Origin of the sequence: Bacillus sp. jun7, assembly GCF_051034795.1 — a bacterium.
Classification (GTDB): Bacteria; Bacillota; Bacilli; order Bacillales; family Bacillaceae; genus Bacillus; species Bacillus velezensis.
This window is the reverse complement of record NZ_CP093219.1, coordinates 584,607-598,046: the sequence shown is the minus strand read 5'-3', so window position 1 is coordinate 598,046 and position 13,440 is coordinate 584,607. Positions and strand designations below refer to the sequence as shown.

The 13,440-nt window shown below is 50.3% G+C and carries 1 protein-coding gene; it reads left to right on the top strand.

The features are described from left to right. Entirely contained in the window at positions 1-13,428 is a 13,428-nt protein-coding gene (locus MJQ52_RS02495; RefSeq protein ID WP_434181853.1) for an SDR family NAD(P)-dependent oxidoreductase, read from the top strand. Positions 13,429-13,440 lie beyond the last annotated feature (12 nt).

Sequence of the window (13,440 nt, the reverse complement as noted above, 5' to 3'; positions counted from 1 at the left end):
GTGAAGAACTTCAATAAGCAAATCACTTTATCGCTGAAAAATCCGTTTATTTTACATCATGACGTTTACGGACAAAAAGTCCTTCCGGGATTGGCTTATATTGATATGTTTTATCAGATTTTCAAAGAGCGCGGCTATTCATACGACGGGCTTCAGCTGCGCCATTTATCCATATATCAGCCGCTTATCGCGAAAGAAGACAGCGCCGTCAAGCTTACGGTTGAATGTACAAAGGTAAAAGAAGGGCGCTGGAAACTTACCGCAAAAGGGGCTGAGGTCAGCGGCGGACGAGTCCAGCCGGAAGAACGTATTTACGTCAAAGCGGAAATGCACGAGACGGCACCCGCAGTTTTCAGTGACACGCTTGATCTTGACTCTGTCAAACGCGAGGCGGAACGCACCATCGATTTAAATGAGCTGTATGCACAATGCAGAGCCCAGGAATTGGTTCACAGCGGATATATGAAAGCAGAAGGAGAAGTGTTTGAGGAGCGGGACGGCGTTACCTTTGATGTATCGCTCGGAAAAGACGCGATGGGACAGGCCGGAGGGTTTTTGTTCCATCCGACTCTTCTTGACGGAAGCGGCGTCGGCGCAAACCTATTGATCTCCTCGCTGTTAAATGGGGAAAAGAGGCTGTTTCTGCCTCTTTTCTACGAATCTTTTACAGCTTCCGAACCTTTGCAGGCCGGCTGCATCACGAGAATCAAACGTTCGTCGCTCAGGCAGGAAAAAGAGCTCATTTACATTACACTGGAGTTTTTTAACACATCCGGCCGAAAAGTAGCCGAGCTGAAAGATTTCACAAGCAAGCTCGTGCGGGATGCCGAGCTGATCAATACAGACCGAAAGACTGCTGAGAAGTCTCCTGAAAAAGCCGGTTTACCGGAAGTTGCGGCATCGCTTGAAGGCGGACACCCGCATGAGGAAGCAGAACGGTATGTCATGAATCTGATGGCTGAAAAAATCGGCAAGCCGCTTGAACAGATTGATTCTCAAGTCGGCTACTATGAAATGGGGCTGACATCGTCCGGACTGCTTGACGTCGTCGAAACGATCAGCGAAAAAATCGGCGAAACCCTTTCTCCGACTTTGCTGTTTGAATATACGACGGCAGCAGAGCTGGCAGCTTTCCTGACAGAGCAGTACGGAAGCCATTTCAGCGCGTCTCCTGCAAAAATAGAGAAGCAGGTTGAGAAGCAAACAGAAAGAAGACGGAAAAGCAGTGTTCCGCAAGATGAAGATATCGCGATTATCGGCATGGCCGGCCGCTATCCGCAGGCCGAAAATATTCATGAATTCTGGGAAAACCTGAAAGAAGGAAAAAACTGTGTCACCGAAATTCCGGAGTCTCGCTGGGACTGGCGCAAATTTGAAAATGTAAAGTCGCCTTCCGGAAAGAGCATTTCAAAATGGGGCGGATTTATTGATGATCCGGATTGCTTTGATCCCCAATTTTTCCGGATTACGCCGCGGGAAGCTGAAACAATGGACCCTCAGGAACGGCTGTTTTTACAAACATGCTGGGAAACGATTGAGGATGCCGGATATACGCCGAAGTCGCTCGCAGAGGCGCGCGGACGGAATAAGAGACAGCGCGTCGGCGTCTTCGCAGGGGTGATGCATAAGGATTATACGTTGGTCGGGGCTGAAGCTTCTTCTGAAGATCATGTATTCCCGCTTTCTCTTAATTATGCGCAAATCGCAAACAGAGTTTCATATTTTTGCAATTTTCACGGGCCGAGCATGGCGGTCGATACGGTCTGTTCATCCTCGCTGACTGCGGTTCACCTTGCTGCGGAAAGCATTCGGCGCGGGGAATGTGAATCGGCGGTTGCCGGAGGCGTCAACTTGTCGCTGCATCCGAATAAATATCTGACATACGGTTTATGGGACATGTTTTCAACAGACGGGGTTTGTCATACATTCGGGAAAGACGGAGACGGCTATGTACCGGCTGAAGGAATCGGTGCCGTTTTATTAAAACCGCTGCGAGAGGCGGTAAAAGAAGGAGACCGGATTTATGCGGTGATAAAGGGCAGTGCCGTCAACCACGTGGGGACAGTGAGCGGAATTTCCGTGCCGAGTCCTGTCGCGCAGGCCGATTTGATTGAAGAATGCCTGGACAAAGCGGGCATCGATCCGCGCACGGTCAGTTATATTGAGGCGCACGGGACGGGAACTTCTCTCGGCGACCCGATCGAGGTTCAAGGCCTTGTCAAGGCGTTCCGCCAGTACACACAGGACAAACAGTTCTGTTCGATCGGATCAGTGAAGTCCAATATCGGCCATGCGGAATCGGCGGCGGGCATCAGCGGCTTAAGCAAAGTTGCCCTGCAGCTTCACCATAAAACTCTGGTGCCGTCTCTTCATTCCGAGGAGCTGAATCCGTATTTAGATTTTGAGCAATCACCGTTTTACGTCCAGCATCATACCGAAGCATGGCAGCAGCCCTCAGTAAAGGAAAACGGAAATGAGACCGTATATCCCCGGCGTGCGGGCATCAGTTCTTTCGGGGCGACAGGTTCAAACGTACATCTCATTCTGGAGGAATTTATCCCTGAAGAATCACAGAGAACAGCGTATGAACCGGCAGAAGAACAGACATTCATTTTCCCGGTTTCAGCCCGGAATGAAGAACGGCTAAAAGAGTATGTTGCGAAGCTGTCTGCATTTATTCATCCCGGCCTGCCGCTTGAGGATGCGGCGTATACACTTCAGATCGGCCGTGAACAGATGGAGGAGCGGGTTGCGTTCACCGCTCAGAATATGACACAGCTCAAAGAGCGGCTGGAAGGCTTTCTGGCGGGTAAAACGGTCAGCGGGTGCTGGCGGAACCGAGCCGATAAAAGCAAACAGGCAGAGCTTGCTCCGGACTTGATACATAATTGGCTTTCTTCCGGGAGTCTGGAGATGATTGCCGAAAAGTGGGCCGGCGGAGGAACGATGGATTGGAATCTCTTGTACAGTGAAAACAAACCGAATCGGATCAGCCTGCCGACATATCCATTTGAAAAAATCCGGTATTGGGTGCCAAAGGCGGAGAAAAGAGAATCGCTGCCGCAAAAAAGGGCAGGCATGCTGCATCCGCTCCTTCATGAAAATGTATCAAACATGTCAGGCGTCCGTTTCCGGTCCTCTTTTAGCGGCGGAGAATTTTTCCTGAAAGATCACGTCGTCAAAAACGAGCGGACGTTACCGGGAGCGGCTTATCTGGAAATGGTCCGGGCGGCCGTTGAACACGCGGCAGAAACGAAGGAAGAAGGAACAGTCCGTCTGAAACATGTCGCATGGATACGTCCGTTTACAGCGGCGGATGAGTCCGCAGAACTGTATCTCCGTCTTTATGATAAAGAAAATGGGGAGATGGGCTTCACGGTTTACAGTGAATCGGCTTCCTCGGAACAAGAGCCCGTTCTCTATGCGCAAGGAAGCGCGGCGTTTGTCCGAGCGGGCGAACCGGCCAAAATCGAGATTGACAAATTAAGAGAGTCACGCCGTCTGATCACACCTGACGCTTGCTATCAGGCATACAAACAGATGGGGATTGAATACGGGGATGCTCACAAAGCGGTCACGGAAATCTATGCAAAAGACAGCAAAGTGCTCGCGAAGCTCTCACTCCCGTCATCTATTTCTCATACAAAAGATCAGTTTGTCCTTCACCCGAGCCTTTTGGATGCGGCCTTCCACGCGACAATCGGGTTAATGCTTGACAGAGACGGGACTGACATAAGGCCGATGCTGCCGTTTGCTCTCGAACAGATTGATGTGTTGAAAAGCTGTAAAAGCGATATGTGGGTTTCCATTGCGTACAGCGGCGAAAGCAAGCCTGAAGATGCCGTGCAGAAGCTGGATATTGATGTATGTGACGAACAAGGCAATGTATGTGTGAAAATGACTGGTTATTCCGCACGGGAAATTGAAACGGATAAAACAGATACACTATTTTTTGAACACGTATGGGAAGAGAAGACCGCTGTACATGAAAAAGCACCGACTCATTTCAAAGCCCGTCACGTGATGATATCAGACCGGTTTACGGATCAAATGAACAGCATACAGACAGACTTCAGCTGTCATGTGCTCCGTGATCAGCATAAGAGTGAAGACGAACGGTTTGAAGCTTGTGCGCTTCAGGCGTTCGAAGAAGTGAAGAAAATCCTCGCTTCAAATTCCGGCGGGCGCGAGCTCATTCAGATTGTCGTGCCTCAAGAAGCGGATACGCAGCTCCTTTGCGGCTTAACGGGGCTTTTGAAAACAGCGGCGCTTGAAAACCCGAACCTGACCGGCCAGCTGATTGAATTGGAGCCGTACGTCAAGGCAGACACGCTGTCCCGATATGTAAAAGAATGCAGCGCTCATCCTGATGACAAGCATATTCGCTATGAAAACGGCAAGCGCTATACGGCACAATGGCAGGAAACAGGGCTTGAACAGTTCGGCGCCGAAAAGCCGTGGAAGGATAAAGGTGTTTATCTGATCACAGGCGGTGCGGGCGGACTCGGATTTTTATTCGCCAAAGAAATCGCCCGGCATGCAAAAGACGCCGTTCTTATTTTAACGGGGCGTTCTCTGTTGGATAACCGTAAAAAAGTCCAGCTTCAAGAACTGTCCGATCTCGGCGCGCAAGCCGTGTACAAACAAACGGACATGACGGAAAAACAAGAAGTTCAATCGCTCACAGCGGACATCTGCCGGAAGTACGGCGGATTAAACGGTATCATACACAGCGCGGGAACGATAAAAGACAACTATATTCTGAAAAAGCACAAAGATGAAATCCGTGATGTACTGGCGCCGAAAGTCTCCGGGCTGGTTCATCTTGATGAAGCGGCAAAGGACATTGAGCTTGATTTTCTGATTCTTTTCTCTTCCGGAGCCGGAAGCGCCGGAAGCGCGGGCCAGGCTGATTATGCGATGGCCAATGCGTTTATGAACGCCTTCAGTGAAAAAAGAAACCGTAAAAAAGCCCGAAATGAACGCTATGGACACACCCTTTCAATCTGCTGGCCGCTTTGGAAAGACGGCGGCATGACGGTTGATGCTGAAACGGAAGCGATGCTGACAAAAGAAAGCGGCATGGTCCCTATGAAAACAGAAAACGGCATCCATGCTTTGTACCGCGGGTGGGCGGCAAACACATCCCAAATCATGGTGACGGAAGGCTACGCCGCAAAAATCCGGGCGTTTCTGAAAAAATCAGCGGATGATCAGCCGGATAAGGGCAGCAAAACGGAAGAAACGGCAGGTCTTACAGCAGGCGGAGAGAACATGCTTGCAGAAAAAACAGAGCATTTCTTGAAACATGTGCTTTCGGAAGTAACCAAACTTCCTGTCGGCAAAATTGACGCCAAGGCGCCTATGGAAGATTACGGAATTGATTCGATTATGATTATGCATTTGACGGGCCGGCTGGAAAAGAGCTTCGGTTCATTGTCAAAAACATTGTTCTTCGAGTACCAGAATATCGAATCGCTGGCGCAGTATTTTATGAAAGCACACCGGGACACGCTGCGGGAAGTGACCGGGATGAAAACAGAAGAAACCCCTGCAGCCAAACCGGCGCTGTCTGAGAAAGCGAAAGTAAAGCCCGTTTCCAAACGGAATGAAGGCAAAAAAGGCTTTGCGCAAGTCCGTCCAGACGCGCGGAAAAATCAGCAGCTGACGGAGCGTGAAGATATCGCGATTATCGGTATATCAGGACGATATCCGCAGGCCGAAAATCTTCAGGAATTTTGGAAGAACTTGAGTGAAGGCACTGACTGCATAACCGAAATTCCAAACGATCGCTGGGATCACAGTCTTTATTACGACGCTGATAAAGATAAAGAAGGCAAGACGTACGGAAAATGGGGAGGATTTTTGAAAGACGTGGACAAATTTGATCCGCAATTCTTCTCTATTTCGCCTCGGGATGCAAAATTGATGGACCCGCAGGAGCGGTTATTCCTGCAATGTGTCTACGAAACGATGGAAGATGCCGGTTACACGCGCAAAAAGCTCACGGAAACATCGGGTGATTTGCTTGGCGCCAATGTCGGTGTTTACGTAGGCGTCATGTATGAGGAATATCAGCTTTACGGAGCCGAAGAACAGGCGCGCGGAAAATCGCTTGCGCTGACCGGAAATCCGTCATCAATTGCGAACAGGGCTTCCTATGTATTCGGTTTTAACGGTCCGAGCATGGCGCTGGATACGATGTGCTCTTCTTCTTTAACAGCCATTCATCTGGCATGCCAAAGCTTGCGGAACGGGGAATGCGAGACAGCATTTGCCGGGGGCGTCAATGTATCCGTTCATCCGAATAAATATTTGATGCTCGGCCAGAACAGATTTTTATCAAGCAAAGGCAGATGTGAAAGTTTCGGTGAAGGCGGGGACGGTTATGTGCCCGGTGAAGGAGTGGGAGCCGTACTCCTTAAGCCGCTTTCTAAAGCGAAAGCGGACGGTGATCATATTTACGGCCTGATCAAAGGAACGGCCGTAAACCATGATGGAAAAACAAACGGGTATTCCGTACCGAACCCGAACGCCCAAGCCGCGGTGATCAAACAGGCGTTAAAAGACGCGGGAACCGATCCGAGGGCGGTCAGCTACATTGAAGCCCACGGCACCGGGACTTCACTCGGTGATCCGATTGAAATCACGGGTCTGACAAAAGCCTTTTCAGAACAAACACAAGATAAACAGTTTTGTGCCATCGGCTCAGCGAAATCCAATATCGGGCACTGTGAAAGCGCGGCGGGCATCGCGGGACTGACGAAGGTGCTCCTGCAAATGAAACATAAGAAGCTCGCACCGTCACTGCATTCCCGGACGCTTAACCCGAATATTGATTTTCTCGCTACGCCGTTTAAAGTGCAGCAGACGCTTGAAGAGTGGAAAAGACCGGTCATAAATGAAAACGGAGTAAATAAAGAACTGCCGAGAACCGCGGGGCTTTCCTCATTCGGAGCCGGCGGCGTCAACGCTCATATCGTCATCGAAGAATATACCGCTGATGAGGATAAGGAGACGGCTTTTGCCGCACCTCATCCGTCGATGATCGTCCTTTCCGCGAAAAATGAACAACGGCTTCAAAAACGGGCGGAACGTCTTCTTGATGCGCTTCGGAGCGGGCGTTACCGGGAAGCGGATCTGAGCCGGATCGCCTATACGCTTCAAATCGGACGTGAACCGATGGAAGAGCGTCTTGGAATCATTGTCAGCAATTTGCGCGAGCTTGAAGAAAAGCTTGACGAATTTACGGGCGGCAAGGAGTCAATTGAACGGCTCTACCGCGGACAAGTCAAACAGAATAAAGACACGATGGCGCTGTTTGCGGCTGATGAGGACATGGAAAAAACAATTGAGGCATGGCTTGAAAAAGGCAAAGCCGCAAAGGTATTAGAGCTTTGGGTGAAGGGCCTTCCGCTGAATTGGGATAAGCTGTATCAAATGGGCAGACCGCAAAAAATCAGTCTCCCGGCCTACCCGTTTGCAAAAGACCGTTATTGGATCGACACATCAGCTGATACAGCTGTCAAAAGACCGGCCGAAACACAGTCTGCGCCGATCGCACCGGCGGCCGTCCCGGAACCGGTCATTGAAGTAACAACTCTTCACGAGGAGACTGCCAAAGAAAAACCGTCAAACATTTTATTGCAGCCTTTGAGCGGCGCGACACCGAAAAGAACCGTACAGTCTGCTTCCAGTCCGGCGGTTTCCGCTGAAAAAGTAAGTGCCGAATTAACGGAAAGGTTGGCGGACGTTTTATATATGGATGCCGACGATATCGACGCAGATGACACATTTATTGATATCGGCATGGATTCAATCACCGGTCTTGAATGGATAAAGGCCGTTAATAAAGCGTACGGCACGTCCCTTACGGTGACGAAAGTATATGATTATCCGACAATCCGCCAGTTTGCGGCCTTCTTGCAAAAAGAGCTCGGGACAGAACCGATCCTTGAGGAAGCAGCCGAACCGCAGAAAACAGAGGCCGTAAAAAAACCGTCAAACATACTGCTGCAGCCTTTAAACGCTCATAAGCAGCATGTGATACAAGCAGAAGCGGATATTCTGGAGTCGATGTCTGAAACAGCAGCTTCCGCCGAACCGGAAGAACCGATTGAAGCGGTGCATGACGAGTTATCAAAAGCACTGGCTGATGTATTGTACATGGAGCGGAATGAAGTAGATATTGATGAGGCCTTTATTGACCTCGGTATGGATTCGATTACCGGTCTTGAATGGATAAAGGCCGTCAATAAACGGTACGGCACGGACTGTAATGTAACGAAAGTGTATGATTATCCGACAATCCGTCAATTTGCCGATTATCTGCGCAAGCAGCCGTCCGTCCGCGGAAGAAAAAAACAGGCGGTTCCCGTACGTCCAAAGCCGCTTACGCAGCAAGCCGCCCCACAGGAGAAAACACCTGCCGAGCCGGAGAGATTAACGGTTCAAAAGGAACCTGAACCGGTGCAGGCCAAACGGGAGCCTAAAGACGAGATAGCGGACGCGATAGCCATCGTCGGCATGTCGGGCAAGTACCCGGATGCGCCGGACCTAAAGACATATTGGGACAACTTAGCCCGTGCGAAAAACGCCATTCGCGACATCCCGCTTTCCCGCTGGGATGTAAACAAATACTATGATCCGGCCTTAAACAAGAAGGGCAAAGTATACTGCAGATCAATCGGTATGCTTGACGGCATTGAAGAGTTTGATCCGCTGTTCTTTAATATATCTCCGTCTGAAGCGGAACTTATGGACCCGCAGCACCGGATATTTTTACAGGAAGGTTTTAAAGCCTTTGAAGATGCGGGTTACAGCTCAAAAGAATTAAACGGAAAAAATTGCGGCGTTTATTTGGGGATTATGAACAATGAATACGGCATGATGTTAAACAAACATCAGACAGGAGGAAGCGCGACGGGCAACAGTTTCAGCATCGCGGCGGCCCGCCTGCCTTATTATCTCAATTTGAAAGGGCCGGCCATTCCGATTGATACGGCATGCTCTTCATCTCTCGTCGGGACTCATTTGGCGCGTCAGGCGCTGTTGAATCATGAAATTGACATGGCGCTTGTCGGCGGGGTGACCTTGTATTTAACGCCTGAATCATACATCAGCATGTGTGAAGCCGGAATGCTGTCTCCTGACGGCCAATGTAAAGCATTTGATAACAGTGCGAACGGATTTGTGCCTGGCGAAGGCGCGGGGGCGCTCGTTTTGAAGAGGCTGAAAGATGCGGAAGCCGACCAAGACCATATTTACGGAGTCATTATCGGATCTGGAATTAACCAGGACGGAAAAACCAACGGCATTACCGCACCAAGCGCGAAAAGCCAAATGGAATTAGAGCGTCAAGTGTATGAAGCGCACAACATCCACCCTGAGAGCATCACCTATGCGGAAATGCACGGCACCGGCACAAAGCAGGGGGACCCGATTGAATTAGAAGCCTTATCTTCTGTATTCAAGGAAAAAACGGACCGCAAACAATTTTGCGCCATCGGTTCGGTTAAATCGAATATCGGGCATACGTCGGCGGCGGCAGGTGTAGCAAGCGTCCAGAAGGTTCTGCTGTCGATGAAACATCAGCAGCTTGTGCCGACCCTTCATTTCAGCACGCCGAATGAACATTTTGATTTCGATGACTCGCCTTTATTTGTCAATACCGAACTTAAACCTTGGGAAACAGGCGGAGCACCGCGGCGGGCCTGTGTCAGCTCATTCGGCTACAGCGGCACAAACGCTCATCTCGTTATCGAAGAGTATCAGCCGAAAGACCGGGGAAGCCGTAAGTCTGATGAGACAAACATTTTTGTGCTGTCGGCGAAAAAAGCGCCGCAGGTAAAAACCTATGCCGAGTCTGTGATCCAATTTGCAAAAGCCAATCAGAATATCAATCTTTCAGATATGGCATACACGCTTCAGACCGGGCGTGATGCGATGGATTACCGTCTTGCGGTTACAGCCGGTTCGAGAGAAGAACTGATCAGCCGTTTAACCGATTTTGTAAACGGAAATACGGGTGAAGGGATATATGAAGCCCACATCAAAACGGCAAAAAAAGAAATCAAAGCATTTGAAACGGACGATGATCTGAAGCAGCTTGTCAGGTCGTGGTTCGATAAGAAAAAATACGCCAAAATAGCGGAATTGTGGGCCAAAGGGCTTCAGACGGACTGGGAAAGACTCTATCAAGGCGAAAAACCCCGCAGAATCAGTCTGCCGGCTTACCCGTTTGCGAAGGAGCCGTACTGGCTGCCTGAGCCGAAAGCCGTACCGCAGGAAACAGAAGACCGGCGCGAGGCTGTGCTTTTAGAAAAGCAATGGGTTCCGTGTGAGATCGATTCGGCCGGTGAGAAAAGCGGCAGGACGGTCATGATTCTGGCTGATGCAAGGACAGCGGGGCTTGCCGAAGAGACTGCAAAGCATTTCGCTGACTCGTTCATTTTCCCGGTCGATTCCGCTGACAATGCAGCTAGCGATTGGAATCACATAGATGGCGCAATCGATCTGACGGGATGCGGAGACGAAGACCCTTCACTGGAAGGAATCAGTCGGATCCAGACTCTGATTGATACAAGCCGCCGGCAAGCGCGGCCGCTGACGCTGCTATATGTAACAAAAGGCTTGGAGCCATTTCAGCAGAAAACGATTCATCTTGCAGGAGCGGCAAAAAGCGGCCTGTACAGAATGCTTCAAAATGAGTATCAAAACGTGACGTCCAGACACATGGATGCCGATACAGATACGGATCAGCAGACGCTTGCCAAACAGATTGCAGATGAATTTTCGGCGGACAGCACAGAACCGGAAGTCTGCCGCCGAAACGGACAGAGATACCGTGCTTTATTCAGGGAGATTCCAAGCGGGAAGCGAGCAGAACATAAGCCAGCACCGTTTCCTGAAGACCATGTGCTTTTCATTACCGGAGGGACGAGGGGACTGGGTCTCTTATGCGCCCGCCATTTCACAGAAAAACACGGCGTGAAAAAAGTAGTGTTGACAGGCAGGGAGCCGATTCCTCCCCGTCACGAACGGTCAGCCGTTAATACGAGGCTGAAAGAGAAGATACGGGCGATTGAAGAGCTTGAAGCAAAAGGAGTGCAAGTGGCGGTGATCAGTCTGAAATTGTCTGATCATGATGCGGCGGCAGCGGAAATTGAAACGATCCGGCGCACGATGGGACCGATCGGCGGCGTCATTCACTGTGCGGGATCGGTTAATTTAGTAAATCCGGCATTTATCAGAAAGACTGCCGACGATATACAAGAAGTGCTGGAACCGAAAGTCGCCGGGCTTCAAACATTAAGCAGCCTTTTCACAAATGATCCTTTGAAATTTTTTGTCTTATTTTCTTCAGTATCTGCAGTCGTTCCGGCGCTCGCGGCGGGACAGTCGGATTATGCGATGGCAAATGCGTACATGGATTATTTCGCGGCGGCTCATCAGCATCAATATCCGTTAGTCAGCATTCAATGGCCGAACTGGAAGGAAACCGGATTGGGTGAAGTCCGCACAGAAAGCCTGAAGCAGACCGGGCTGCTGGGACTGTCCAACGCGGAAGGACTTGACTTGCTGGACCGCATTTTATCTGAAAACATCCGTCCGTCCGTTCTGCCGGCTATCGTTGATCGGAGCGAATGGCATCCTGACAGGCTGCTCTGTCAAGAGAAAAAACAAAAAGAGACTGAAGCCGTAATAAACGGCAAAGCCGCGGAAAAACATTCAGACAGAGACCTGCTTCTTGATACGAAGGCGTGGCTTGTGAAACTGTTTTCCGATGAGCTGAAAATCGCTCCGGAAGAACTGGAAACAGACGAACCGTTTCAGGATTACGGGGTTGATTCGATCATTTTAGCGCAGCTTTTACAGCAAATGAATCAAGCGCTCAAAGAGGACTTAGATCCGTCTGTTTTATATGAACATCCGACGATTGACGCGTTTGCCGAATGGCTTGTATCCAATGGTCAGCCGCTGCTTGCAGAAAGGGAGGAACCTGATACAGAAATGTTGGTTCCGGCTGCCGTACAAACGGTTCACACTGAGCAAAAGCGTGCTGCTGTAACTGAAGACATTGCCGTCGTCGGAATGAGCTGCCGTTTTCCGGGAGCGGAATCGTTAGAACAATATTGGGACTTGCTGAGAAGCGGCAGGTCCGCAATCGGCTCCGTCCCGGCGGAACGTTTCGGATATGCAAATCAATACGTTGCGGGATTGATTGACAATATGGATCACTTTGATTCCGAATTCTTTTTCATTCCGGAAAACGACGCGAAAGCGATGGACCCTCAGGCGTTGGCGGTGCTGGAAGAGAGCTTGAAACTTTGGTGCCATGCCGGCTATACCCGTGAAGAAATCAAGGGCATAGAAGCCGGTGTGTATATCGGAGGCCGCAGCCAGCATCAGCCTGATCCTGAAAGTCTTGCGAATACCCGCAACCCGATTGTTGCGGGCGGGCAGAATTATTTAGCGGCAAACGTTTCGCAATTTTTTGATCTGCGCGGGCCGAGTATCGTGCTTGATACGGCTTGTTCATCAGCTTTGACAGGAATGAACATGGCCGTTCAGGCACTGAGAAGCGGCGATATCAAAGCGGCGGTAGTTGGCGGCGTCAGCCTGCTGAACACGGATGCGGCGCACCGGATGTTCCAAGAGCGCGGGCTGTTAAACGAGAAACCGGCATTTCACGTATTTGACAAGCGTTCAGGCGGAGTTGTCCTCGGTGAAGGCGTCGGCATGGTGCTGTTAAAAACAGTAAGACAGGCGCAAAAAGACGGCGACACGATACACGCGGTCATTAAGGCCGCCGCCATGAACAATGACGGCAGAACGGCAGGCCCGTCAGCCCCGAATATGCAGGCGCAAAAAGATGTTATGCAAAGCGCGCTTTTCAAAAGCGGCAAAAAGCCGGAAGACATCAGTTATATCGAAGCAAACGGATCGGGTTCCGCGGTGACTGATTTGCTTGAGCTGAAGGCGATTCAATCCGTATACCGCTCAGGTCAGCATGTTCCGCTCGGCATCGGGTCAATCAAGCCGAACATCGGGCATCCGCTTTGCGCGGAAGGCATCGCAAGCTTCATTAAAGTCGTATTAATGCTGAAGCATAAACAAACGGTTCCGTTTCTCTCAGGAGACGAACCGATGCCGCATTTTGATATAACAAAGACAGGTTTTCACTTTCATAAAACAGCCGGCGAATGGGATGCAGCCAGACCGTCAGCAGCCATTAACTGCTTTGCCGACGGCGGAACGAACGCCCACGTCATTCTGGAAGCTTGGGAAGAAAAAGATACCCGAATGAAAAGAAAGCCGCTGCCGGTACCGTCATTAAGACGTAAGGCTCTGGTAAAAGAACCTGACGTACGAGCGGAGAAACAAGAGCTTCCTGCGAAAAAAATGTTTTGGAAAGCATTTAAATGAGAGAGGAGTGGG